Here is a 25463-nt window from a genome sequence, read left to right on the forward strand (position 1 = left end):
CGGATCGGCGGCCTATGTCGTCTTCATCAGGTTGCGCAGGCAGTCGCCGGAGATGTTGGCGACCAGCGCCAGCACCAGCACACCCAGTCCCGGCATGACCGGAATCCACCACTGCTGCAGGAAGTAACTCAGGTTGCGCGCCGAGTCGGCGCCGAGCTCGGGTGCCGGCGCGGCCTGACCGAGCCCGAGAAAGGACAAGCCGGCCAGGGTGAGAATCAGCGTGCCGATGTCCAGGCTCGCGGCGACCAAGGCGTTGGGCACCGCACCCGGCAGCAGGTGCCGTCCGGCGAGCCGAAATCGGCTGACACCGGCCAGCTTTGCGGCCTCGACGTGGGGACGCGCCGCAAGTCGCGCCACCTCCCCGCGAACCAGCCGCGCGTAGAACGGCCACCACACGATGGACACCGCGATCAGCGTGTGCAGGAAGCTCGGTCCCAGCGCGGCGACCACGGCGATCGCCAGCACCGGCGCGGGCAGCGACAGGAAGCCGTCGGTGATGCGCATCAGCGTCGAGTCGACCCAGCCACCGGCCGCCCCGGCGACCAGGCCGACGAGCCCGCCGATCAGCAGGCCCAGCGCCACGACCGCCAGCGCGGCCAGCCAACTCGACCGCGCGCCGTAGAGGACACGGGACAGGATGTCGCGTCCCACGCTGTCGGTGCCGAGCAGGAACCCGTGCTCACCCGGCGCCTGCAATGGCATCCCGACCGGGATCAGCGGGTCGTGGGGAGCCAGCAGCGGCACCGCGACGAGAGCCAGCGTCAACAGGATCACGAGGGCGAATCCCGCGCGGTTGATGATCGTCGACCGGGACTGCGGCAGCGCCAGCCGCAGCCGGCCACGACCGCGGGTGAGACTCGGGGCGGGGATCGCGATGGCCATCAGCGCACCTTCTCTTCGATACAGGCGACCTGATGGACGCCACCGAATTTGCCGACGAGTCGGACGTCGAGCTCGTCACCGCTGCAGGCGTCGACGGCGATCGGGCATCTCGGATGGAACGCACATCCGGTCGGCGGTGACAGCGGGCTCGCCGGTTCGCCTGGCAATACCCGCGATTCGCGGCCGAGGTCGGGAATCGCGTCGACCAGCGCACGGGTGTACGGATGTGCCGGGTTTCCGATGACCTCTTCGGCCGGTCCGATCTCCACGATGCGGCCCAGGTACATCACGGCGATGCGATCGGCGACGACCCGAGCCACCGACAGGTCGTGCGTCACGAACACCACCGACATGTCCAGACTGCGGCGCAGGTCCCCGATCAGGTTGAGCACCGAGGCCGCCAGGGACACGTCGAGGGCACTCGTGGGTTCGTCGCACAGCAGCACGGCGGGCGGGACGACGGTGGCGCGTGCCAGCGAAACCCGTTGGCGCTGACCGCCGGACAGCTGGCCGGCGCGTGACTTCGCCACCTCCGCGGGTAGCCCCACCCGGCCGAGAACCTCGATGACCGCATCGCGGCGCGCGGTCCGCGACAGTTTCCTGCCGCGCAGGCGCTCGGCGATCAACTCGCCGACCGACAGCCACGGCGTCAGTGAGGCGCCGGCGTCTTGGAACACCATCTGTGGGCGTTGTTCCCCGGCCACCTCGACGGCGCCCGTGGTCGCCTTCTCCAGGCCGGCGATCACGCGCAACAGTGTGGATTTTCCCGAACCGCTCTCCCCCACCAGTGCCACCGACTCGCCGTGGCCCACGCGCAGCGTCACACCGCGCAATGCCTGGAGTTTGCCGCGCGGCGCGACGGTGAAGGTCTTGGTCACGTCCGTCACGGTGACGGCGGCCGGCTGGTCCGCAGCGGCAGTGCTGACCGGCTGTGCGGCAACGGGTTCCGGCATTGAGTCGAGAGCCGCGGGATCGTGCGCCAGCTCCTCCGGGGTGAGCAGACAGGCGCTGACCCGCCCGGGGCCCACGGAAGTCGGTTCGGGAGAGGACTTCTCACAATTTTCGGTGGCTTGATCACAGCGCGGGCTGAAAGCGCATCCCGGTAGCGGTGACACCGGGCTCGGCACCGAACCGGGCATCGCCGCCAGCCGACGGCCACGTGCGGTGTCCAGCGTCAGCCGTGACCGCAGCAGCCCGCGGGTATAGGGGTGAGCAGGTGCGCCCAGAACGTCGGCGGCCGGGCCGACCTCGGCGATGCGGCCGGCGTAGAGCACCGCGATGCGGTCGGAGATCTGGGCCGCCACCCCGAGGTCGTGGGTGATGAAGACGATGCTGCAACCGATTTCGTCGCGGAGTCGTTGCAGCAGTCGGAGGACCTGGGCCTGCACCGTGACGTCCAGTGCGGTCGTCGGTTCGTCGGCGATGATGAGTTCCGGCGAGCCGGCGATCGCGATGGCGATCATCACGCGCTGGCGTAGGCCGCCGGAGAGTTCGTGCGGGTAGGCGCGCATCCGTCGCGCCGGATCGGGTATGCCGACCGCCGTCAGCAGCCGCAGCGCTTCGTCGGCGCTGCCGGCCGCCTCGGCGACCTGCTTCCCGATGCGCATGGTCGGGTTCAGGGACGTCATCGGGTCCTGGAATACCGCGCCCAGATCGAGACGGCGCACCCTGCGCAGCGCCTTCGCGTCACCGTGCACCATGTCCGAGCCGGCCACGGAGATGGTGCCCTCGATCCGGGCGGAAGCCGGCAGCAGCCCGAGCATGCCGAATCCCAATACGCTCTTCCCCGAACCTGATTCGCCCACCAGGCCAAGGATTTCGCCGCGCCGAACGGTCAGCGAGACGCCGCGCAGCGCGTGTACCTCACGACCGTTGCGCTGGAACGTGACATGCAGCCCCGCCACGGTCGCCACCGCATCCGGGTTCGACGACACGGTGGCGACGGGCGTGGCGTCCGCCACCGATACAGCAGTGCCCATGTGCGCTCTCCTGCGTTCTGATCGCCATGCCTTGGTACGTCGCTGACCGCTGGCCTGTCAGTTGACAGTTTTCTCCCCCGACCATCTCGCATGGTGTCGCCGAAGTAAGCACGATGTAAGCAACCGAGGCCCTCAGGTAACCGGCCGATATCGCAGGTTTCTGTCGCGTGACAGATACCGACCGCCGGTATCGATGGCTGCCGGCTTGGACCACGATGAATGAATGTCGACCACCCACACAGGAAGGCCTCGACTGCGGCCCCAGCGACGCCCGGGCGTCACGGGACGAGACGAAATCCTCGATGCCGCAAGCGAATTGTTCACCACCCTGGGCTACGCAGGTACGTCGACGCGAACCATCGCCGATTCGGTGGGCATCAGGCAGGCGTCGCTGTACCACTACTTCAAGACCAAGGACGACATCCTGTGTGCCGTGCTGAGCCAGACCGTCGCCCCGACACTGGCCTTCATCCCGAGCCTGCTCGACGCCACGCCGCCACTGTCGGCAACCGAGCACCTGCACGCCCTGGCCGCGTTCGATGGTGACCAATTACTCGGAGGCACTTGGAATCTGGGAGCGCTCTACCTGCTTCCCGAGCTGCGCGCCGATCGCCTGGAGCCATTCTGGTCCGACCGCGAACGCCTGCGACAGCACTACCTGACCCTGAGCCGGGAAGTACTGCAAACGACCGGCGTCCATCCGGCGGCGGCCGACCTACCGTTCCGGCTGGTCGAATCGCTGGTCAACATGTGGTCGGTGCCGCACGGCCCCGAACGATCCGACCTGCCCATGCAGGTCGCCGATGCCGGCGTGCGCGTGCTGGGCATCCCCGACGCCGCGACACCGGCACTGCGCAGAAGGACCGGGCAGGTCATCGAACTCCACCAGGCTCCCCGATAACCTCATAGCGTGTTTCACGTACTGAACATCACCTACACGCAACCCTTGGACGTCGTGGACCAGGCGCGACCCGCGCATCTGGACTGGCTCGGCAAGCTGGTCGAGGAGCGCCGCATCCTTCTCGCCGGCCGACTGGAGTCGCAGGGCGGCGCCGTGCTGATCGCCTCGGACATGACGGCCGAAGAAGCCGACGCCCTCACGGCCAGCGATCCGTATGTGCACGCCGGCGTCGCCACGTACGAGCGCGTGAGCTTCAACGCAGGTTTCCGCGCCGCCGGGCTGTAGCCGCAAAATTCACAGCCGGATCCGGGATTAGTTCGGCGCCGGTCGCCGTTGAGTGTGGTCAGGGCCTGACGCATTGCCCCTCATTTCGTTACCTTCGCTAATCTTTGTAGTAGGTAACCGCCGCTAGGCAAGCCGAGAATGAAGAGGACTGAACACGCATGACCACGACCGTTTCCGCCTACGCCGCGACCTCAGCGACCAGCCCGCTGACCAAGACCACCATCGAGCGCCGTGACATCGGCCCGCACGATGTGGCATTCGACATCAAGTTCGCGGGCATCTGTCACTCGGACATCCACACCGTCAAGTCCGAATGGGGCCCGGCCAACTACCCCGTCGTACCCGGCCACGAGATCGCCGGTGTCGTCACCGCCGTCGGCTCCGAGGTGACGAAGTACAAGGTCGGCGACCACGTCGGCGTGGGCTGCTTCGTCGACTCGTGCCGCGAGTGCGAGAACTGCCTGGCCGGCCTGCAGCAGTACTGCACCGGCAAGGGCGGCAACATCGGCACGTACAACGCCACCGGCCGCGACGGCACCCCCACCTACGGCGGCTACAGCACCGCGATCGTCGTCGACGAGAACTACGTGCTGCGCATCCCGGACAGCATCCCGCTGGACAAGGCCGCTCCGCTGCTGTGCGCCGGCATCACCCTGTACTCGCCGCTGCGGCACTGGAATGCCGGGCCGGGCAAGAAGGTGGCGATCGTCGGGCTGGGCGGTCTGGGCCACGTCGGCGTGAAGCTCGCCGTCGCGATGGGCGCCGAGGTCACCGTGCTGAGCCAGTCGCTCAAGAAGATGGAAGACGGCCTGCGCCTGGGCTCACACCACTACTACGCCACCAACGACCCGGACACCTTCAAGAAGCTGGCCGGCACCTTCGACCTCATCATCAACACGGTGTCGGCGAACCTCAACATGGGCCTGTACCTGAACCTGCTCAAGAGCGACGGCACGCTCGTCGAGCTCGGCGCCCCCGAGAAGCCGCTCGAGGTGCCGGTATTCCCGTTGATCGGTATGCGCCGCACCCTCGCCGGCTCGTTGATCGGCGGCATCCCGGAGACCCAGGAGATGCTGGACTTCTGCGCCGAGCACGATGTCACCCCGGAGATCGAGGTCATCGACGCGTCGTACGTCAACGAGGCCTACGAGCGCGTCATCGCCAGTGACGTGCGGTACCGCTTCGTGATCGACACCGCGACCATCTAGCCGCGGGTTTCTCGTCAACGCCGAGGATTGCAGTCAAATACTGACTGCAATCCTCGGCGTAACGCGTTATCGGCCGTCTGCGCCGGGGCGGGCGTCAGGCAACAGGTCCATAGCGGCCAACGGCCAGCCGGCCGCGGCCAGTTTGGCAGCCACCCGCGCGACGTTCTCCGGGCCGGCGTCATGGTGGGTGACGTCGGCGATGAACTCGGCGATGTCGTCGCGCTCGATGGGATTGTCGACGTCGGCGGGCGCTGAGGCCTCGGCGATATTGCGCACCACTTCGGCCACCTGCTCCTCGGTCAGCGGCGTGGCCCGCAGCAATGCCAGCAGCGGCACCCGGTCGGGGCCTGGGACCCCCTCCGGGTAACCGGCACGCAGCCAGTTCAGTACCGAAAGCAGCAGCGACTTCGTCGACACCCGGTAAGTCTCGCCGTTGCCCGGTCAACCCACCACTGGACGCGCCGGCATCTGGGGTTTTCGCGTCTGCTCTCGGAGTACCGGCCACAATCTCCCTTGTGCCCGACGATCCGGTAGACATCCTGCAACGCTGGGAGCTTGCAGGGGGCGTCTGGCGGGTCATCGGCCGCCGTGCGCACGAACTGACCATCGGGCTGTTCCAGTGCGACGGCGGTGAGCGGGTCGACGTGATCCGCTCCGGCGATGCGGCGCTGCTCGCCTTCGTCGGCGACCGGGAGTCCAACGCGGACTGACCAACCGGCCCGCTCGGCCGCGTCGGGAACAGACTCAGGTTGGAAAATTCGCGCCGGGAGCCCAGTTCAGGGCGTCGTATCGTTGACTCAATCGTCGTCGTAAGCGTGTTGGAGGCAGCCAGGTGAGGACACCGCGCACCGGCTTCCGCGCTCGCGATGACCTCGAACCGGCCGTACCGGACGAGTCACGGCGACGGCCACGACGATGGCGACACGTCTTAGCCGCACTGGTCGGAAGCTGCCTCGCGTTACTCATCGTTACGGGCGGGATCGTTGTCGGACTTCGTGTTTCGTCATCACGACCGCTGGTGTCGCCACCCTCATCCAGCCCCCACACAACGAGCGCGCCAGCGGTTGCGTTGCCAAGTCCCTCGCACACAGCTGCCGCTCCCGACTCCTCCAGTGATTCGCGCAACCTCCGCCTTTCCTTTGCTCAGCTACAGGCGGCCCTGGGCGGTCGGCTCGGAGTAACACTGATGCCAATTGGCGGTGGCGGACCGGCGATGTCGTTCGGCAATTGGGCCCGTGGCCCGGCGTGGTCGACGATGAAGGTGCCGCTCGCGATAGCCGCACTGCGTCAAGGAGATTCAGCCTCGGCAAGCGAGCCGATCAAAATCGCAATCACCCAATCCGACAACGAAGCGGCAGACGCCATCTGGCGTGGCCTGGGATCGCCCGACACCGCTGCGGAGAAGGTCGACGCAGTGCTGCAGGAAGCCGGTGATCCGACCCGAGTTCAGTCTTACCGAAGCCGGCCCGAATACAGCGCTTTCGGGCAGACCGTCTGGTCGTTGGAGAATCAGACTCGGTTCCTAGCTGCCGCAGCATGCGACGACCGAAGCGCGCCGATCTTCGACCTCATGGGACAGATCGCCAGCGATCAGATGTGGGGCCTCGGCACCATTCCTGGCGCCCGGTTCAAGGGCGGTTGGGGGCCGTTGGAGGCGGGTGGATACCTGGTACGCCAACTGGGTGTAATCGATACCGGCTGGGGCCGGGTCGCGGCAGCAATTGCCGTGCAACCGAATTCGGGGACGTTCACCGATGGCATCGCTCAGCTGTCGCAAGTCGGACGCTGGTTGAAGGAGCACTCAGCGGAGCTGCCTGCGGGCCGTTGCCGGGCCTGAACTCACTGCAGCAGGACACCGGGCGCACCCCGCCGCCTCAGTAGATGTATACCCGGGCGTTGTTTCCGCCCACGCAGGTCACCCAGTTGTCGGTGCCGTAGGCCGCACACTGGACCACAAAGTTTGGCCCGCTACAGGTGGCGCCGTCAACGGTGCGGCAATCCACGGCTCCGGGTGCCGATACCGTCCGTGGCGCACGAACGACGCCGCCGTAGTGATCCCAATACGAACCGAGGACACTTCGAGCGAAGAAACATGATGTCTCCGCAGAACCTCGGCCCGAACGCGTTCCCCATCCCGACCTGGACGTCAGCGACCAGCCGGCATCGCAGCTATCGTGTGACGCGCTGTTATCCGCGCCGGTCACGAGCGGTGGCGTTCCACTCGACGAAGGCATCGGCGGTGCAGGCACAGGTAGAGGCATGGGCGTCTGCGGAGCGGGCGGTTGTTGCGCAGGAGGCGCGCCGATCGTCGAAACAGTTTGGCCAGGTGAGGAAGTCGCGACCGCGTTCGTGTTGTTCTGGCCAGCAAGCATCCCAATGACGATGCCTATTCCGCCTAGCATCAATGCGCCAACCGCTCCGATCACCGCCGGCACCACCCACCGCCCCCGTTGTTCGGAATGCGTCGCTCCGACAACCACCGTCGGCCCGGTCAGGGGCTCAGAGTCATGGCGAGGAGGCGGGGGCACCACCAACTGCTCTCGCTGCATGGTCGCTGACTGCTGCCACGCAGCGCCTGCGTCGCGCAATGCTCGATGCGCAGCGCGTGCCAACGCCCCAGCCGTGCCGTAGCGATCATCGGCCTCCTTCGCCATGCCGCGAGCGACAACGTCATCGAGTGCGGTTGGAACGTGTGGATTGATCGCACTCGGACGCGGCGCCGGCGTGGAAAGGTGTGCAGCGATTACCTGCTCAAGCCCTTGGCCGGGGAATGGCGCACGGCCGGTCAGCGCCTCGCACAGCACACACGCAAGCGCGTAGACGTCGACGGCTGGCGTCGTGTCGTGTCCCCCGAATCGCTCGGGGGCCATGTACGCCATCGACCCGATTTGAGTTCCGGTCATAGTTAGCCGCGAATCCCCGTGAGCCTCGGCAATCCCAAAATCGACTAGGTATGCGAAGTCTCCCGCCGTGACCATGATGTTCTGCGGTTTCACGTCGCGGTGAATCAACCCAGCGGCGTGAGCGGCGTCCAGCGCCGAAGCGATGTGGCCAACTATTGCTACCGCTTGTTCCGCAGGCAGCGGGCCTGACTTGAGCATGTCGTGCAGGGTTTCGCCGTGCACCAACCGCATGTCGATGTAGAGGCGGCCATCGACCTCACCCCAGTCGTGGATCGGAATAACGTGTGGTTCCTGCAGGATTGCGGCAGCACGTGATTCGCGCTGAAACCGTTCGCGGAAGCGCTCGTCCTGCGAATACTGATCGGACAAGATCTTCAGCGCGACAGTACGGTCCTTGCTGGTGTCCACAGCTTCGTAGACCTCGCCCATGCCGCCGACACCGAGCAGCCCGGTGATTCGGTACTTACCGAACTGCTCACCGTTGCGCTTAGTCACGTAGCCCCCTGCAGACAAGTTCCTATTCGCAGCCCGCCCACCCCGGCCATCCGACTGCGATCAGCAAGGCTCCAGTGAGCGCCACCGATGTCGATCAGCATAAAACCAAACATTCTGCTCACTACCAATATTGACCAGTAGGCGCATTTGCCCGCGATCAATAGCCCTGTGACGAGATACTCGATCTATACCTGCAGTCGCCACCAGACTGCGCACCGCTGCACCACGATAGAAGGGTTCGATGAGCTATCCGCACGACCCGGCGAGACACGGCAGACCAGCGTCCGACCAGCGCAGACCTGTCGGCCAGCCGACAGTGATGCATCCGTCCCCGTCGCCTGCGGCTCGGCATGCAGCGCCCACAGCGCCGAACGCGATCATCGGCTCGATCCGCGTCGTGGAATTCAATTTGAGGTTTGCCCCGTATGCGAAGTTCGGCTGCGCGTGCTCGTCCAACAGGCCGGATGCTCGATAGCCCGTGTCAGCATCGGCGCAACCACGACCTCCGATCGAACGTCCGGCGCTCGGCGCCAAAGGCGTGACAGTCAGACTGATCTCGGTCGTGGCAGCCTTCTTTGTGTCTGCATGTGGGCACACAGTCGTTGCCGGACAACCACTTTCGGCACGGTTCAATCCACAAAAGGTCAGCGGACTGACTGTATCGGACGGACCAAGTGGCCCGAGACCTGACAGCCCCGCACCGACTGGACGTGTCGCAAATACCGATGACGGTAGCTTTGATCGGTTAGCCCTGTTGGCCATCAACGATGTCGAGTCGTTCTGGAAGATGCAGTACCCCAAATCGTTCGGACAACAACTCAAACCCGTCAGCCGACTCGTCTCCTCAGATGGTGACGAACTGGCCGGGTACACATTGTGCGGAAGCCCCGAAGGCAACGCCGTGTACTGCACCATCGACAACTCAATCGGGTGGGACCGGTCGCAAGAGACAGGGTTGGTTCCGCCGGCGCTACCGTTCTTCGGCGCGATCGGCGCGGCAGGCGTTTTCGCGCATGAGTACGGCCATGCCGTTCAATTTCAGGCGGGCCTACCGATCCGCTCTCCCACGCTGATAAAAGAACAGCAAGCCGACTGTTACGCCGGGGTATACATGCGCTGGGTCGCTGACGGCGATTCTGCGCGGTTCGTGGTCAGTACAGGAGACGGCCTCAATCATCTGCTTGCCGGTCTCTTGGCAATACGCGACCCGCAAGGCGAATCCGACGATCCAGATGCGCTTCTCAAACAGCACGGCACCGGACTGGATCGCATCAGTGCCTTCCAAATCGGATTCGAGCAGGGAGCTCGCGCCTGTTCGACGATCGATCGGGCCGAAATTCAACGACGGCGAGGCGATCTGCCTCGTAACCTGTTCGATGCCCGAAGCCCGAACAGCGACATCACCATCGACCAGAGCACGTTGGCCACACTCGGCGAAGAACTCCACAAGATCCTGCAGCCTGCGAACCCGCCTGGGCTCACGACTGGCGGAGCGTCGTGTGACGGAAGCCGGTCTACCGCGGTCGCTGTGTACTGCCCTGACAGCAACACCGTGGCAATCGACTTGCCGGCACTACAGCAGATCGGCGCGCCCGCAGACGAACGCAGCCATCGACTCCTGCAGGGCGACAACACCGCAATATCCGTAATCGCTTCCCGCTATGCGCTGGCCAGCGAGCACGAGCGCGGATTGCCGCTCGACACGCCGCAAACCGCGATGCGCACCGCATGCCTCACCGGAGTCGCGCAACGCGGCATGGCGCAGCCAGTTTCCTTGCCGTCAGGTCCAGGTTTGATGCTCGGCGCCGGCGACCTCGATGAAGCCGTCGCAGGGCTGCTGACCAATGGAATAGTCGCCAGCGACGTCAACGGCACCCCGCTCCCCGCTGGCTTTACCCGCATTGCCGCCTTTCGCATCGGAATCCTCGGAACAACCGACGACTGCTTCCGGAGGTTCTGACTCATGAACGACAACACCTCAAACACGGAAAACGCCACCTCGCGGATCACGCAGCCGCAACGCGAACCTTCAGCGCCGGCCAACCAGCCGAACCACGATGAATTGCCCTGGTGGCAAACCATTTATCAGCCGCCGCCTGGGTCATTCCACAACATCCCGCAGCGCCGGCCACCTATGCGCCCCGTCCGCCCGTTTGCTCCCCCTAGAAGTTCGGCCATCGCACCCCGTGCTCGACCAGCGTCGCAGGATGCTCGCCTCCCGCCACCGATTCCACAAAGCGCCCCGGTGGGACCACCTGTTGGCCCGGCACAACGAGGCCCTGCATCGTCAACGACCCGGTTGAAACACCAATCCAATGGGCGCCGCAAACTCATTGGCATCGGAGCAGCTGTGCTTGCCGTCGAAGCCGTCGCGCTCCTGGTCGGCATATCGATGCTCCGCACCTCGAAGACGATCGAACTCGACATCAATCAAGCGCAACGAGGCGTGGAACAGGTCCTGACCGACACGGTGAGTGGCTATGGCGTTACGAACATTTCAAACGTCAGGTGCAACGGCGGCGTCAACCCACCCGTCAAGAAGGACGGCACCTTCAAATGCGAGGCCACCGTCGACGGCCGCCAGCGACAGATCACGGTGGTGTTTGTCGACGACGGCGGGACATACGAAGTCGGAGGTCCGACCGGCTGATGACCCGACTGGAATGCCCAATAACAGCTGATGGACAACGCAATTCCACGATGCACGACAAGGACTCTGACCGTGATTGCACACACTAACCGGATCGGAACGGAATTCGGAAAATATCGGATTGTGGACATGCTCGGCAAAGGTGGAATGGGCGAGGTCTATGAAGCCTTCGATACGGAGAAGAACCGCACCGTCGCGCTGAAGATCCTCGCCGCACAACACGCTGATGACGATCAATTCAGAGCGCGGTTCCTGCGCGAATCACACGCGGCAGCGATTCTGCAGGAACCGCATGTGGTGCCAATCCATGACTGGGGCGAGATCGACGGAAATTTGTACATCGATATGCGGCTGATCCAGGGCGCTACGCTACATGAACTGATCAAGACTCAGCCGCTTGAACCGCAACGGGCTGTATCGATCATTCAACAGATTGGCGCTGCCCTCGACGCCGCACATGCTGAGAGGCTGCTGCATCGCGACGTCAAGCCCCAGAACATCATCGTCACCTCAGCCGACTTCGCATATCTCGTGGATTTCGGTATCGCTGAAGCCCAAGGCGACACACACCTCACGATGGCCGGCACTCAGATCGGGTCGTTCTCCTATATGGGGCTCTTCATGATTGACGGTGTAGTTGGGGTCTGAATCCGCCGGTTTCGAGTAGGGATCGGGCGATGTAGTGGGTGAGGTTGCGAAAGCCCAGGGCGGAGCCACGGAGGTGTTCGAGACGGCCGTTGATCGCTTCGGTCGGTCCGTTGCTGGTGCCGGGCCGGTCGAAATAGGCCAGCACATCGACAGCCCGCTTGGTCAGTGTGCGTCCGAGGGTGATCAGCTCGGTCAGCGGTTTGGGAACGCCGGCGCTCAGCGTGTCGATCAGCGCCGCCATCATGGCTCGGCCTTTCGTGCGGTCGGGTTCGCGGTAGGCGGCCACGGCGCGTTGGTACATGTGCCAGGTCGCTTCGACCTCCACATGAATGTCGCCGGTGAACAAGGCTGCCAGCCGGGCTTTCTGGCGGTCGGTGAGCAGATCGACGCCGGTGTGCAGGGTGCGTCGGCAGGCATAGAGCGGGTCGGTCTTGCGGCCGCGGTGCCCACACGTGGCCACCTGGATACGGCGGCGGCAGTCGTCGAGAGCGTTGCCGGACAACCTCACCACGTGGAAGGGATCCATCACCGTGGCTGCCTCAGGAAGTTCTTCGGTGGTGGCGGTCTTGAACCCGGAGAAGCCGTCCATGGCAACAACTTCGACACCGTCGCGCCAGGGCTGGGGTCGCTCGGACAGCCAGTCGGCGAACGCCTTCTTGGAGCGGCCTTCGACCATGTCGAGCAGCCGGGCAGGGCCGGTCTGGTCGTGGACCGGGGTGAGGTCGATGATCACGGTGACGTACTTGTCGCCGCGACGGGTGTGCCGCCACACGTGCTCATCGACGCCGATCACCCGCACGCCGTTGAAGCGGGCCGGATCGGCGATCAGCACTCGCTGCCCTTCGGCCAGGACGGCGTTGTTGGCGGTGTTCCACGACACCGCCAGCGCTTCGGCGACGCGAGCCACGGTCAGGTGTTGGCAGACAATCGCTTTCAAGGCCCACTGCAACGCACGCCGGGACAGCTTGGCGCGTGGTTCGGCGGCGTTGCCGAGGTCTTGGCGCCACACATGGGCACAGCCGGCGCAGCGGTAGCGGCGGAGGGTGACCAGCAAGGTGGTGGGCCGCCACCCGAATGGTTCGTGGGCAAGCTCGCGTGTCACGCTGTCGCGGCTGACGCCTCGCTCGCCGCAGCGGCGGCACCACGAGTCGTCGTCGCTGACCCGGCATGCCAATACCGCACGATCGGGGTGCAGTTGCTGGCCGGTCACCTCCAACCCGAGGTCGTCGAGGCGGCAGAAAGTAGTCAGGTCAGCGCGGGCGAAGCCCGCCCGACCGGTAGCGTCAGGCACGTCGAGGTCTTTCGGATGAGGCGTGTAGGAACCTTCATCTTCGAGAGACCTCGACCCCTATCCCGGCAACGACGCGCCGATGACCTCTACACCCTCAACTGCGAAGAGCCCTATATGGCTCCCGAACGATTCGACGACGCACCATGCTCACCGGCGTCGGACGTCTACTCGCTGGCTTGCGTGCTGTACGAATCCGTCACCGGCGAAACGCCCTTCGCTTCCACCAGCCAACAACATGTGATCGCCGCACACATTGCCAAACCTCCGCCACGCGCCAGTTCAATCAATCCACACCTCTCGCCTGCATTTGACGAAGTCATCGCACGTGGCATGGCGAAAGATCCGGACGACCGTTATGGCAGCGCCGGAGCACTGGGGCGAGCTGCGCTCCGGGCGCTCACACCCGGTGTCCACACACCGGCATTCGCCGACGCGAACACCATGGCCAGACCCTATTCAGCGCCTGTACAGGCGATCGACAGCGTGCCCGCAGTACCGACCGGTCCGACCGCTGCTCACGAGCGAAACGATACCGATCGTCCAGCCCGAAACATGACTGTTCCGCTTGTAGTCATCGCTGCAGTGGCGGTCCTGCTCCTCGGCGCAGTTGGCATCGTCGTCGGCATGCTGGTCTCCCGGAATTCCAATCAGAACGCGGGCGCCCCGACAACAGTCACCGTCGCTCAACCAGCTGCCCAGGCATCGATGTCGCCAATCGTGTCGCCATCTATGCCGCCGCCAGCACCGTTGCCGCTGCCCAAGCCAGCGCCCTCCGCGCCGTCGGTTCCCACCATCGACCAGGAAACGTCCAGTACCGCTCAATTGGGCCAGCTGGTCGCAAACGACCGGCCGTACGTTGCTGCCGTACTCGCCGACTTTTGGATCCCGCAGTTGAGCGCAAAACGACCCGGAGTCGTCGACCAAGGCGTGGTCTGGGACAACACTCTTGCACTGCAGGAGCATCTTCGGCTGCGGCAGCGGTACAACGCGAAGCTGCTGTGGTCCGGCGATTGGTCCACATTCGACGGCAGAAATTTCTGGGTAACGGTCGTGCCGATTACCTTCAGTGATTCAAGCGGGGCGCTGTTGTGGTGCGAGGCCCAGGGATACGATCGAGACCACTGCATTGCGAAGATCGTGAGCAACACACGGCCAGTTGCGGGCAGTACTGCCACGAACTGAGCGAAGCCACCGGGCGATCCCAGCGTTTGCACAAGTTGACGGAATTTACTGTCACGCATTAATACTTGGAGCATGACGTCCGCTCGCCGCCGTGCTCCGCTGCCCCAGCTGGCCCTTGCCGGCGTGGCCATCGCCCTGCTGCCGACGGGCGTCGCGCAGGCCGATCCCGAGCCGGTACCGGCACCGGCTCCCGTATCCGCCGGCGTCACCGGCGTCCTCAACGACTGGCAGAAGTCCGTCTGTGCGCCAGGCAGTTTCAACCAGGACGATCCCGCGATCGCCGCCCGTGACTGGCCCGGCGCGGTGCGAGCGGGCACCTGCGCGAGCGCGGTGAATCCCGGCCTGACCAACGGCCTGTGGATCACGCAGTGGACCGCCAACAGCGACATGACCTCGGCGCTGCAGCGCAATTTCATGGCGCTGTTCGCATCGGCCGTCAGCGATCAGACGGCGATCATCACCTTCGCGGTGGCCAGCCCCGAGGCGCGCAAATCCCTTGAGCCGCTGACGAAATTCGGGTTCACCATCAACCCGGTGCCGCCGCTGGCCTGACGGTCAGCACTTGCCCGACGACACCTGCCCGGCGAGCTTCTGCGCAAGGACCGCCACCGGGGTGTTCGATTCCTGCGACAACCGAGTCAGCATGTTGAACGCCACCACGGCATTGACCTGGAAGCGCTCCATGATGATGCCCTTGGCCTGGCCGATGACGTCCCGGCTGCTCAGTGCGCTACGGAAGTCGACCTCGCGGCGCACGCTGTCCCAGGCCAGCGCCGCGTGCGTGGCCAGCACGTAACCGACCTGCTCGGATTCCTCGTCGAAGGCGTTCGCTGCCCGGGCGTACACATTCAGTGCACCCAACATCTTCTGTGACGTGAACAGCCGAAAGCACAGCATCGAGGAGGAATTGTCAATACCTGTGGATCGGCTTGTTTCAGGCGACCTCCGTTCCAGTTGATTCGGTCGGTGCCGAGTCCGCCGACGGGGTGATGTCGGTGGGTCGCTCGAGCAGTTTGCCTTTGTGGAAGATCGCGCCGGCCCGGACCAGAGCGACCAGGTGCGGTGCGTTGACGGCTCGCCAGCGGGCTTGCGCGGCGTCGATCAGCTTGTAAGCCATGGCCATTCCGGCGACGCGTGAACCCGGCCCCTTGGTCACCTTGGTCCTCAAACGTACCGTGGCAAACGTTGATTCGATCGGGTTGGTAGTGCGCAGATGGACCCAGTGCTCGGCCGGGTACTTATAGAACTCCAGCAGCACATCGGCGTCATCGACGATCTTGGCGACCGCCTTGGGGTACTTGGCGCCGTAGTCCACCTCGAACGCCTTGATCGCCACCTGCGCGTGGTCGATATCCTCGGCGTTGTAGATCTCCCGCATCGCCGCGATCGCCCCCGGATGAGCCGACTTTGGCAGGCAGGCAAGAACATTGGCCTGCTTGTGAAACCAGCACCGCTGCTCGCCGGTGGCCGGGAACACCTCACGCACGGCCTTCCAGAACCCCAGGGCCCCATCGCCGACGGCCAGCACCGGTGCGGTCATCCCGCGACGTCGGCACGACCGCAACAGATCAGCCCACGACTCGGCCGACTCCCGGTACCCGTCGGTGAGCGCGACCAGCTCCTTGCGGCCGTCAGCGCGCACACCGATCATCACCAGCAAACAGAGCTTCTCCTGCTCCAGGCGCACCTTGAGATGGATGCCGTCGACCCACAGGTAGACGTAGTCGGTGCCCGACAGATCACGGGCCTCGAAGGCCTTGGCCTCGTCCTGCCACTGCGTGGTGAGTCGGGTGATCGTCGTGGCCGACAAGCCGGCACCCGAGCCCAGGAACTGCTCCAACGCCGGACCGAAATCACTGGTCGACAAGCCATGCAGATACAGCAACGGCAACACCTCGGTCATCTGCGGCGACTTGCGCACCCACGCCGGCAGGATCGCCGAGGAAAACCGTTGCCGCTCACCAGTGTCCGGGTCAACACGTTTGTCATTGACCCGCGGCGCGGTCACACTCACCGCGCCCGCCGCGGTGAGCACCTCGCGCTCGCGGTGATAGCCATTGCGCACCACCAGCCGGTGCCCGTTCTCATCAAGCTCACCGGCATGAGCCTCGATGTAGGCGGCGACCTCAGCCCGCAACGCTGCGGCCAGCATCTGGCGGGCACCGTCGCGGACAATCTCATCGAGCAACGACCGCGACGAGCCAGCATCCTCGTTGGATGAATCCGCATCGTGAACTACCGTGAGCATGGGCGTACCTTCCCGAACCAGCGCGCCAACGCCGGCTCTTGATCAGACCTTCGACATTCAGATCATCCTCGGGAAGGTGCGCCCTTTCCTACGCCGCCTCGCCGAGGCTCATCCACAGGTTCTGATCATTGCTCAGCATCGAGCGGATCGGGGTCACCCGCATGGCGTCGGCCGCGAACTTCGGCCAGCGCTGCTCGGTGCTCAGGTCGCCGACCTCGACGATGTCGCGCTCCCACGTCGCGCTCAGGCACGGGCCTTCCAGGTGGCGCTGCTGGATGGCGTCGAGCATCACCGGGTAGTCGTGCGTGGTGGCCTGTGTCTCCACCTTGCCACTGTTGGTGTGGCCCAACGTGATACCCGCATATTGGGCGCCGGGGACCTCACGGACGGCGGCCTGCACCACCTGGTCGACGAGGTCGGATTCGGGTTGCGAGGTGTCGTGCAGTTCGCGCGCCATGGCGGCGATTCGGTCGAACGCCTCGGGTAGGTCGTACTCCGTCATCGCCGCCTCCCGGCGTCAGCCGCAAGGGTGTGCGGCCCCTATTAGAAGTCCCAGTCGGAGTCTTCCGTATTGACGGCCTTGCCGATGACGTACGACGAACCCGAGCCCGAGAAGAAGTCGTGGTTCTCGTCGGCGTTGGGCGACAGCGCCGACAGGATCGCCGGGTTCACGTCGGTCTCGTCGCGCGGGAACAGCGCTTCGTAGCCGAGGTTCATCAGCGCCTTGTTGGCGTTGTAGCGCAGGAACTTCTTGACGTCCTCGGTGAGGCCGACGCCGTCGTACAGGTCCTGGGTGTACTCCACCTCGTTGTCGTACAGCTCGAACAGCAGCTCGTAGGTGTAGTCCTTGAGCTCGGTCCGCTTGGCCTCGTCGACCGCTGCCAATCCGCGCTGGTACTTGTAGCCGATGTAGTAACCGTGCACCGCTTCGTCACGGATGATCAGGCGGATCATGTCGGCGGTGTTGGTGAGCTTGGCGCGCGAGGACCAGTACATCGGCAGGTAGAAGCCGGAGTAGAACAGGAAGCTCTCGAGCAGCGTCGAGGCGACCTTGCGCTTGAGCGGCTCGTCACCCCGGTAGTACTTCATGACGATCTCGGCCTTGCGCTGCAGGTTCGGGTTCTCCTCCGACCAGCGGAACGCCTCGTCGATCTCGACGGTCGAGCACAGCGTCGAGAAGATGTTGCTGTAGCTCTTGGCGTGCACCGACTCCATGAAGGCGATGTTGGTGTAGACGGCCTGCTCGTGCGGGGTCAGCGCGTCCGGGATGAGGCTGACGGCGCCGACGGTGCCCTGGATGGTGTCAAGCAGCGTCAGGCCGGTGAAAACCCGCATGGTGAGCTGCTTTTCGCTGTCGGTGAGGGTGCCCCAGGACGGGATGTCGTTGGACACCGGCACCTTCTCCGGCAACCAGAAGTTGCCCGTGAGACGGTCCCAGACCTCCGCGTCCTTGTCGTCCTGCACGCGGTTCCAGTTGATCGCGGAGGCCCGGTCGATCAGCTTCATACCTTCAGACACCGTGACCCCATTTCGCCTGGAACTGTGTTTGCCGGATCGGCACCACAGACACTACCCCTGGTGTCTGTCATCGCCGAACACCGCTAAAAGTTGTGTTCGCGTGTCGCGCCCGCGGAGCCGATTCAGCGAATGAACTCATACTCGGTCGACTTGAATTTCCGGGTTTCCAGCCAGTACTGCCAGGTCATGCCGCTCCACAGGGTGCGGTTCACGCCGTGCTCGTCCATGTACCAGCTGTGGCAACCACCGGTGCTCCACACCGTGCCGGCCAGGTTCTGCTGCAGTTCGGCGTTGTACTCGTCCTGGGCGCGGCGGCTCGGCATCAGTGCGGCGGCGCCCGCCTTGTCGGCCGCGGCGATGGCCTGCGCGGCGTAGCGGATCTGCGACTCGATCATGAACACCACCGAGTTGTGGCCGAGCGCGGTGTTCGGGCCGAGCAGGAAGAACAGGTTCGGCATGTTCGCCACGGTGATGCCGCGGTGCGCCGCCATCCCCTCGCGGTTCCACCGGTCGACCAGGTCCTCTCCCCCGAGGCCCTTGATGTCGACGTAGGTGTACGAGTCGGTGACGTGGAAACCGGTGCACCACACCACCACGTCGACGGGGTGCTCGACGCCGTCGCGGGTGACGATGCCGGCCGCGGTCATCCGCTCGATGCCCTCGGTGAAGACCTGCGTCTTCGGGTTGGCGATGCCGCGATAGTAGGTGTCGGAGTTCAGGATTCGCTTGCAGCCGGCCACGTAGTTCGGCGTCAGCTTGCGGCGCAGCTCGGGATCTTTGATGCTGCGGTTGATGTTCCATTTGCCCAGCAGCTCACCGATTTTGAGCAGCCGCGGCTGCTTGGTCATCGCGAAGCCGACGCCTTCGTGGATCCAGTAGATGGCATCCCGCATGAGCGCCCGCGTACCCGGCACCCGGCGGAAGGTGTTCTTCATCCATTCCGGAAAAGCGTTGTTGGGCCGCGGCATGACCCACGCCGGGGTGCGCTGGTACAGGTGCAACTCGGACACCTGGTCGACGATCGCGGGCACGATCTGGATGGCGCTGGCGCCGGTCCCGATCACCGCGACGCGCTTGCCGGTGATGTCGACACTGTGGTCCCACTGTGCGGAATGGAAAGCGGCACCGGCAAATTCGTCGCTGCCTTCGATTTCGGGAACCGCCGGGATGTGCAGGCCGCCCGCACCGGAGATCAGGAACTGCGCGATGTACTCCTGGCCGTCGGTGTCGTAGACGTGCCAGCGCCGCTCGTCTTCGTCCCAGTGCGCGCGGTCGACATGGGTGTTGAACCGGATGTTGCGGCGGAGGTTGTGCTTGTCGGTGACGCCCTTGAGGTAGTCGAAGATCTCGGGCTGGAACGACCACATGTGCGTCCAGTCGGCCTTCGGCTCGAAGGAGAACGAGTACATGTGTGACGGGATGTCGCACGCGCAGCCCGGGTAGGTGTTGTCGCGCCAGGTGCCGCCGACCTCGTCGGCCTTCTCCAGGATCAGGAAGTCGCGCTCGCCGAAGCCCTGCTTGCGCAGCGCGATGCCCATGCCCAGACCGGAGAAACCGGACCCGATGATCACCGCGCGCGTCACGATGGGCTCGGCGGCCTCGTTGCCGACGGACTGCGCTCCAGTTGACTGCTCGACCGTCATGAACCTGCTCTTTCCTGGGAACGGCGGTACCGGATACTGCACAGTCTCCGGTCCGACCCGCGAGGTGTCAACGCACCACGTCAGGAGCGGAATCGTCAGCCGACGGACTCTTCGCGGCGCACCGCGTCGTGCACCGGCAGGTCCAGGTCGAACCGGATGCCGAGCAACCTGGCGGTGCCGTTGATGGCGCCGATCATGATGGTGGTCATGTGCGCGACGAACTGGTCTCGGGGCAGCCGGCGCGGAGTTTCATCACTGCCGCCGAGCCACCAGTCGGTCGCCGATGCGGCCGCGCCGAACAGCGTGAACGCCGCCAGCTCGAAGATGGCCGAATCCAGATCCATGTCCTTGAGTTCGCCGCTGATCATGGCGGCGATCGCCAGGGTGATGTCGCGGCCGCGGTTGACGGTCGTCATCGCGGCGGCGGACTGGTCGGCGAACCTGCCCTGCAGCAGGAAGCGCACCACGTTGGGGTGCTGGTCCACCAGGTCCACATAGTGCTCGACGGCGCGGCCGATGATCTGCCCGGTCGAATCGTGCTCGATGTCGATGGACGGAATGACGGCCGCCCACAACATGTCGCGCATCCGCTCGCCGATCTGCGAGAACATGTCGGATTTGTCGGCGAAGTGCCGGTAGATCTTGGGCTTGGCGGTGCCGGCCTCTTCGGCGATCTCCCGCACGCTGACGTTCGGGCCGAGCCGGTCGATCGCGCGGAACGCGGCGTCGACGATCTCCTCGCGGACCTTGAGCCGGTGTTCGCGCCAGCGCTCGCTACGGGCGTCCACCTTCTCGGGCGCACCCTTGGGCGGAGTGACCTTCACCTGCACGGTGACCGACGGAACGTTCACGCCCGGCACACCAGGAACTTTCACCCCGGCCTGGATGCCGGTGCGTGGAAGAGATGGCCTGCGCACCCCGCCACTGTACCGGGCGGGCCAAATCTGACCTGCTCAGACTGCCCGGCGCGGCGCATGTCACACCTTCGGACGCCTCGTCACAGCCAGCGGATCAACAGGCTGCACGCGTAGCATCGGCGTCAGGCCTCGCCCGAAAGTACCGGCCCGACAAGGAATTGATTACATGGTGCAGCGGTACGACGTCATCGTCGCCGGCGGAGGTCCCGCCGGATCGGCGGCTGCGTGGCAGGCCGCGCAAACCGGCGCCAGCGTGCTCGTCATCGACAAGGCCACCTTCCCGCGCGACAAGCCGTGCGGCGACGGCCTGACGGCCCGCGGGGTCAGCTACCTGCAGAAGATGGGCCTGACGGACGAGGTCGCCCGGTTCCACCGGATCAATCGGGTCACGGTGTTCAGCCCGCACCAATGGGAGCTGTCGTTCCCGCGCCGCCCCGGCATGCCCGACCACGGCTGCACCGTCAGCCGTACCCACCTGGATGCGCTGTTGCTCGGCCATGCCGCGGCCGCGGGCGCGGAAGTCCGCCAGGGTGGCGAGGTGGCCGGTGTCGAGCGCAACGACGACGGCCGGGTCACCGGTGTGGTGCTGAAGGATGGCGAGACGGTGCACGCGGACGCCGTGATCGCAGCCGACGGCGCCTATTCCCCGATCAAACGCGCGCTGCATGTCGACTCGAGTTATCACGGCTATTCGGCGATCGCCATTCGCGCCGAGATGCCGGCCGAGCGTCCCGACTCCGACGCGCTGGAGATCTACCTCAAGCTGCTGTTCGACGGTGACCAGCTGCCCGGCTACGGCTGGGTGTTCCCGATGGGCAACGGCACCTTCAACATTGGCCTCGGCTACGTCAACAGCTACCGCAACTGGCAGGCCATCAACGCCACCCGGTTCCTCGGCGACTTCCTGCACACGCTGCCGCGCGACTGGGCGCTGCCGTCGATCGACGAGTTGAAGAAGAACCGGAGCGTGCGAGCCTGGCGCCTGCCCATGGGGTTCACCGCATGGCCGCCGTGGCAGCCCGGCGTCCTGTTCGCCGGTGATGCGCTGGGCGCCGGCAAGCCGGCCTCCGGTGCGGGCATCTCAAAAGCACTCGAATCCGGTTTGGCCGCAGGCGAATGCGCCGTCGCCGCGCTGACCAACGGCGGTCCCGACGACTTCACCAACTACCAGCAGCGCATCGAGGCGGCGTGGGGCCGCGAGTACCGGCGCGGCCGGTTCTTTCACAAGCTGGCCGGCATCCCGTGGGTGGCCGAGGCCGGCCGCCGCGCGGTCGACAGCCGCGTCTTTCGTGATGTGCTGCTCAAGTCGCTGTACAAGAAGGCCGAGGGGCCGGCACACACCTGACTACGCGGCCGGCCGCGCGCCCTTGCCTGACGGCGTGTGATCGGCCTTCGCGCCGGCGGGCGCGTCGGATTTGGTTGTGCTCCTGGTGGATTCGCGCCGCCGATCGCCGGCTTTGACGGACGGTGTGGTCGCGTCGATACCGGCGTCCGCATGACCGGCGTCCACATGACCGGTGTCCGCGGGTTGTGGCCGCCGATCGCGGGTCTGCCGCACCGGCACGACCGGGTCCGCCGCTGGCCGACCCTGCCCACGCTTCACCGGTTTCCCCTTCGAGGCGGCCGATGACGACGGGGCCACCGCGCTCGCCGAGGGCGCGGTCGAGTCCGGGTCCCCTGACGTCGCCGTCCGCGGTGCCGTTGCCGCGAGGCGGCTTGCGGTTGTCGGCACTGCCTGGGGCGTCGTCGCCGCGGCGACGGACTTCGGTGCGGTACTCGGCGGCGTGGCCGACGTCGGCTTCTGGCCGCCGACCACCTGCAACAGCTTGGCCACCGGACGCGTGATATTCGTCAGCGCCGCAGTCAGATTCACCACCGACTGACGGATCGCCTTGGCCAGCGGCGAGTTGTCCACCGACTTCGCCGGATGGTCGGTGGTGGGTGTGGCCGGTTCGGTGGCATCCACCGTCGGTTGCGGCAGCGTGGGCGTATAGCTGCCGGTGCGGAGAATCTGCACCGACTGTGCCAGCGCTCCGGGCAACTCTTTGAGGGCGGCGCTGATCTTGGCCTGCGGCGTGGTCCAGCTGAATTGCTTGACCTGGCTGGGATCCGCCGTGCGCTCATAAGCGCTTTCGATGATGACGCGCAGAACCGGGTCCATAGCGTCGACGAGGCGCTGCGCCCCGATCAGCGATGCGGCAAGGCGCAGGGGCGCGAGCAGCGGCAGGCGCTGCGGGAAGGTCACGTACGTGGTGTTGCCCACGGTGGTGCTGACCGTGTTCGAACTGACCTTGGGCTCCAACGCATACCCGGGCAGGACATGCTCGAACACGATGCCCATGACGGCGTTGACCACGGCCAGCGGGTTGAAATACGCCGGGAAATCAGCGAATCCGTCGTACTGGTTCTGGTAGACCGTGGTCTGGAACGGGCTGTCGGACGGCCCCGGCCGTCCGAACGGAAAGAGATCACCGAGGATCGGCATGCGACTCCATGCGGTGAAGCGGGACAGGATTCCACCGTTCGGCTGGTACGGATCGCCGATGAGGGTGAACGTGTAGTCGCCCGCATGGGCCACATAGGCCGGGTCCTTGGCCATGTCGGCGCGCGCGATCTCGGCAACCTCGGCCCCTTGGGACATGCCGAGGATGGTGATCTTCTCGCCCGGTGCCTGTTTGGCGATGTCCTGCTCCAGATATCCGGCACCGATGCGTTCGGACTGCTTCAAGGAATGCGGCCAGTACGGAATACCCGACAAACCCGGCAGCGCGGAGATGATCGGCCACTCGACGTTGATCTGCCCCGGGTAGGGCACAACGTGGAACGAATCTCCTTGCGGGACAGCGGTTCCGTAGAAGAACATCGGGATGCTCAGCCCGAGCGGGTCGAAGGAGCCACCGATGCCGATCGTGGTGTCGACGAGCCGTACGGCGACCTGCGACACGATCGGAGCGCCCGGTGCCGCCACACCGGCCACTGCCGCCGCCGCGATGCCGACCGCGACACCCCTCGCCAAGACCGTGGTCGTCCACCGCGATGATTGCCATTGTTGTGTTGAGTTGACCCCCATAGCCGCAGGACGCTATAGCAATCCCGCATTTGAAAACAAGAGTTCTTTTTAAAAACAAGAAGTCTTGTTCAAAACCGTCCGCAATCGGCGATCAGCAGGTATGACGGGACCGCGATCACCGCACCGAGGCGGCGATACCGGCCCGCACCACTGCCATGAAGCTCGTCAGATTGCCGATCAGGGTGTCGATGCTCGGGCGCGATTCGGGGTCGGCTTCGTGGTCGTGCAGCCAGTCGGCAACAGCCTCGAACAGACCACCGACCGTCAGGACCGCCAGCGCGTGGAAGTCGACCGCGGCATTGTCCGCGATCTCCGGGAACTCGCGACGCCGCCACAAGTCTTCGACAAACGTTGCGGTCCAACGCCGATTCTCGCGACGCTGTCGCTCGACCCGCGGCGAGATACCCGCGCATTCCCCGAACGCCACCACCGCAATCCGTGGGTCATCGACCAGAGCGTGGGCGAACGCCGACAGCAACAGCCGGACGGTCTCGTCGTTGTCATCCGGTGCGCTGTCGAGGATCTCGACAACATGGCGTTCGATTCGCTCGGCGATTTGCCGGAGCAACTCGATGTAGCAGTCTTCTTTGCTGTCGAACGTCTCGTAGAACGCCTTGTTCCCCACGAACGCGTTCTGGCAGATCTGCTCGATCGAAGTATTCGCATAGCCGTCGCGGGCGAACAGCTCGAACGCTGATGCCAGCAGTTGTTCCCGGCGGTGGATTCGGCGCTGCTCGGCGTCGAGACCGCGTATCGTGCGCGGACTTCCTGATGTCGCGGATCGTGGCGCGGTGGTTTTGCCTGTGCCCGCCGACGGTCTGCTCATGGCCTGGGAGTGTAGTAGCGCCGGGCAAACGCGACAGGTACGACGGCGTCAGCGCCGACCGCGCTTGGCCTGGCCCGGCTTTCGCGCGACTTTGCCCGCCGCGGCCCGGGCCGCCTGCTTGGCGAGGGTCTTCTCCCGCGCGCTGCGTTTCGGCGCCGGTTCGGCCTGCCCCCGCGACGAACTGGCTTTCCGGCCCCGCACGATGCCGATGAACTCCTCGACCAGCTCCGACTGCTCCCCTTCCGGAAAAGCGAGTGCGACGGGGCAGGTCGGTGCGTCGGTGATCGGCCGATAGGTGAGGTCCTTGCGGTGATACAGCCGCGCAAGCGACTGCGGGACGATGAGCGCGCCCATTCCGGCGGCGACGAGTTCGATTGCGTCCTCGGTGGTTTCGGGCCGATGGTCGACGGGCGCGCCCGGGGCGTCGGCCCACGCGACCACATGGTCGAGCGGTACGAGGATCGGCTCGCCGTCGAGGTCGGCGGCGGCGATCTCGTCGACCGCGGTGAGCAGATGATCGGTCGGCACCACGGCCACCGTCGTCTCCTCGTACAGCGAGATGACGGCCAGGCCACTCGTGTCCGCCGGCAGCCGGAGCAGCGCCACATCGACGGTGCCGGCCCGGAGTGCGTCGGCCGCATCTGCCGCGGCGACCGGATGCAGAACCAGCGCTGCCTCGGGATGACGCTCGGACCAGATCCGCGCCCACTTCGCGGGCGTCCCGCCGGGGACGTATCCGAGGGTCAATGAGGCCGACAAGGAGGACGGTGGCACGGCGATCACGCTACCCAAACGCGCGTCGGGCGGTTCGTGGTCA

The 25463-nt window shown here is 65.4% G+C and carries 24 protein-coding genes and 1 pseudogene; 11 read left to right on the forward strand and 14 right to left on the reverse strand.

The annotated features are described in order from the left end of the window. Positions 1 to 12 precede the first annotated feature (12 nt). Positions 13 to 882, reverse strand: coding sequence for an ABC transporter permease (locus tag ACZ5IQ_RS18645; protein WP_464480084.1), 870 nt, complete (start codon positions 880 to 882; stop codon positions 13 to 15). Further along, complete coding sequence (locus tag ACZ5IQ_RS18650) at positions 882 to 2861, reverse strand: dipeptide ABC transporter ATP-binding protein (RefSeq protein ID WP_464480085.1); 1980 nt, start codon at positions 2859 to 2861, stop codon at positions 882 to 884. The genes ACZ5IQ_RS18645 and ACZ5IQ_RS18650 overlap by 1 nt, the downstream gene beginning before the upstream one ends. Positions 2862 to 3084: 223 nt before the next feature. Here ACZ5IQ_RS18650 and ACZ5IQ_RS18655 point away from each other — a divergent pair, with 223 nt between their 5' ends. The 3 genes from ACZ5IQ_RS18655 (at position 3085) to ACZ5IQ_RS18665 (ending at position 5255) form a co-directional block, all read left to right on the forward strand. Then, entirely contained in the window at positions 3085 to 3762 is a 678-nt protein-coding gene (locus ACZ5IQ_RS18655; RefSeq protein ID WP_464480086.1) for a TetR/AcrR family transcriptional regulator, read from the forward strand. A 9-nt stretch (positions 3763 to 3771) separates the two neighbouring features. Beyond that, complete coding sequence (locus ACZ5IQ_RS18660) at positions 3772 to 4047, forward strand: YciI family protein (protein WP_138249815.1); 276 nt, start codon at positions 3772 to 3774, stop codon at positions 4045 to 4047. 158 nt (positions 4048 to 4205) lie between these two features. Beyond that, positions 4206 to 5255: an NAD(P)-dependent alcohol dehydrogenase gene (locus tag ACZ5IQ_RS18665; RefSeq protein WP_464480087.1), complete on the forward strand. Its 1050-nt coding sequence runs from the start codon at positions 4206 to 4208 to the stop codon at positions 5253 to 5255. A 66-nt stretch (positions 5256 to 5321) separates the two neighbouring features. Here ACZ5IQ_RS18665 and ACZ5IQ_RS18670 read toward each other — a convergent pair whose 3' ends face one another. Beyond that, positions 5322 to 5672: a DUF3349 domain-containing protein gene (locus ACZ5IQ_RS18670; RefSeq protein ID WP_212813792.1), complete on the reverse strand. Its 351-nt coding sequence runs from the start codon at positions 5670 to 5672 to the stop codon at positions 5322 to 5324. 98 nt (positions 5673 to 5770) lie between these two features. Between ACZ5IQ_RS18670 and ACZ5IQ_RS18675 the strand changes: the two genes are divergently transcribed. Together ACZ5IQ_RS18675 and ACZ5IQ_RS18680 are read left to right on the forward strand one after the other, a co-directional pair. After that, positions 5771 to 5965, forward strand: a complete 195-nt coding sequence (locus tag ACZ5IQ_RS18675; protein ID WP_318986138.1) for a hypothetical protein — start codon at positions 5771 to 5773, stop codon at positions 5963 to 5965. 476 nt (positions 5966 to 6441) lie between these two features. Next, positions 6442 to 7092 (forward strand): serine hydrolase, encoded by a 651-nt coding sequence (locus tag ACZ5IQ_RS18680; RefSeq protein ID WP_346416766.1) that lies wholly within the window; start codon positions 6442 to 6444, stop codon positions 7090 to 7092. A gap of 37 nt (positions 7093 to 7129) precedes the next feature. Here ACZ5IQ_RS18680 and ACZ5IQ_RS18685 read toward each other — a convergent pair whose 3' ends face one another. Next, positions 7130 to 8653, reverse strand: a complete 1524-nt coding sequence (locus ACZ5IQ_RS18685; RefSeq protein ID WP_318986136.1) for a serine/threonine-protein kinase — start codon at positions 8651 to 8653, stop codon at positions 7130 to 7132. 754 nt (positions 8654 to 9407) lie between these two features. Between ACZ5IQ_RS18685 and ACZ5IQ_RS18690 the strand changes: the two genes are divergently transcribed. From ACZ5IQ_RS18690 to ACZ5IQ_RS18700, 3 genes and pseudogenes are all read left to right on the forward strand, one after another. Further along, on the forward strand, positions 9408 to 10613 hold the full coding sequence (locus tag ACZ5IQ_RS18690; protein ID WP_464480088.1) for a neutral zinc metallopeptidase: 1206 nt from the start codon (positions 9408 to 9410) through the stop codon (positions 10611 to 10613). A gap of 3 nt (positions 10614 to 10616) precedes the next feature. After that, complete coding sequence (locus ACZ5IQ_RS18695) at positions 10617 to 11303, forward strand: DUF4333 domain-containing protein (protein ID WP_213020321.1); 687 nt, start codon at positions 10617 to 10619, stop codon at positions 11301 to 11303. 30 nt (positions 11304 to 11333) lie between these two features. After that, a pseudogene (locus ACZ5IQ_RS18700) lies at positions 11334 to 11915 on the forward strand (serine/threonine-protein kinase); the annotation flags it as partial. Positions 11916 to 11922: 7 nt separating this feature from the next. Here ACZ5IQ_RS18700 and ACZ5IQ_RS18705 read toward each other — a convergent pair. Then, the gene (locus ACZ5IQ_RS18705) at positions 11923 to 13242 is read right to left on the reverse strand and encodes an ISL3 family transposase (RefSeq protein WP_073698465.1); all 1320 of its coding nucleotides are present in this window, start codon (positions 13240 to 13242) and stop codon (positions 11923 to 11925) included. A gap of 15 nt (positions 13243 to 13257) precedes the next feature. On the opposite strand from ACZ5IQ_RS18705, the gene ACZ5IQ_RS18710 reads away from it, so the two are divergent. Both ACZ5IQ_RS18710 and ACZ5IQ_RS18715 read left to right on the forward strand, forming a co-directional pair. Beyond that, entirely contained in the window at positions 13258 to 14424 is a 1167-nt protein-coding gene (locus ACZ5IQ_RS18710) for a serine/threonine protein kinase (RefSeq protein WP_464480089.1), read from the forward strand. Between the two features lie 72 nt (positions 14425 to 14496). Next, entirely contained in the window at positions 14497 to 14976 is a 480-nt protein-coding gene (locus ACZ5IQ_RS18715; protein ID WP_212813784.1) for a hypothetical protein, read from the forward strand. A 3-nt stretch (positions 14977 to 14979) separates the two neighbouring features. Here the strand turns inward: ACZ5IQ_RS18715 and ACZ5IQ_RS18720 are convergent, their stop codons facing one another. From ACZ5IQ_RS18720 to ACZ5IQ_RS18745, 6 genes are all read right to left on the reverse strand, one after another. Next, positions 14980 to 15288, reverse strand: a complete 309-nt coding sequence (locus ACZ5IQ_RS18720) for an ANTAR domain-containing protein (protein WP_464480090.1) — start codon at positions 15286 to 15288, stop codon at positions 14980 to 14982. Positions 15289 to 15358: 70 nt separating this feature from the next. Next, on the reverse strand, positions 15359 to 16672 hold the full coding sequence (locus ACZ5IQ_RS18725; RefSeq protein ID WP_052536990.1) for an IS256 family transposase: 1314 nt from the start codon (positions 16670 to 16672) through the stop codon (positions 15359 to 15361). An 88-nt stretch (positions 16673 to 16760) separates the two neighbouring features. Next, positions 16761 to 17174 (reverse strand): hypothetical protein, encoded by a 414-nt coding sequence (locus ACZ5IQ_RS18730; protein WP_464480091.1) that lies wholly within the window; start codon positions 17172 to 17174, stop codon positions 16761 to 16763. A gap of 41 nt (positions 17175 to 17215) precedes the next feature. Then, positions 17216 to 18178, reverse strand: a complete 963-nt coding sequence (gene nrdF / locus ACZ5IQ_RS18735) for a class 1b ribonucleoside-diphosphate reductase subunit beta (RefSeq protein WP_036427309.1) — start codon at positions 18176 to 18178, stop codon at positions 17216 to 17218. A 134-nt stretch (positions 18179 to 18312) separates the two neighbouring features. Further along, positions 18313 to 19833, reverse strand: coding sequence for a flavin-containing monooxygenase (locus ACZ5IQ_RS18740; RefSeq protein ID WP_212813782.1), 1521 nt, complete (start codon positions 19831 to 19833; stop codon positions 18313 to 18315). A 95-nt stretch (positions 19834 to 19928) separates the two neighbouring features. Beyond that, positions 19929 to 20663, reverse strand: a complete 735-nt coding sequence (locus ACZ5IQ_RS18745) for a TetR/AcrR family transcriptional regulator (RefSeq protein ID WP_212814740.1) — start codon at positions 20661 to 20663, stop codon at positions 19929 to 19931. Between the two features lie 253 nt (positions 20664 to 20916). Here ACZ5IQ_RS18745 and ACZ5IQ_RS18750 point away from each other — a divergent pair, with 253 nt between their 5' ends. Beyond that, complete coding sequence (locus tag ACZ5IQ_RS18750; protein ID WP_212813780.1) at positions 20917 to 22095, forward strand: NAD(P)/FAD-dependent oxidoreductase; 1179 nt, start codon at positions 20917 to 20919, stop codon at positions 22093 to 22095. Here the strand turns inward: ACZ5IQ_RS18750 and ACZ5IQ_RS18755 are convergent, their stop codons facing one another. The 3 genes from ACZ5IQ_RS18755 to ACZ5IQ_RS18765 form a co-directional block, all read right to left on the reverse strand. Next, entirely contained in the window at positions 22096 to 23766 is a 1671-nt protein-coding gene (locus ACZ5IQ_RS18755; protein WP_244872850.1) for a PE-PPE domain-containing protein, read from the reverse strand. A 169-nt stretch (positions 23767 to 23935) separates the two neighbouring features. Further along, complete coding sequence (locus tag ACZ5IQ_RS18760; RefSeq protein ID WP_212813776.1) at positions 23936 to 24646, reverse strand: TetR/AcrR family transcriptional regulator; 711 nt, start codon at positions 24644 to 24646, stop codon at positions 23936 to 23938. A 48-nt stretch (positions 24647 to 24694) separates the two neighbouring features. Then, on the reverse strand, positions 24695 to 25429 hold the full coding sequence (locus tag ACZ5IQ_RS18765; RefSeq protein ID WP_244872931.1) for a LysR family substrate-binding domain-containing protein: 735 nt from the start codon (positions 25427 to 25429) through the stop codon (positions 24695 to 24697). Positions 25430 to 25463: the final 34 nt, after the last annotated feature.

The organism is Mycobacterium toneyamaense (assembly GCF_055384815.1).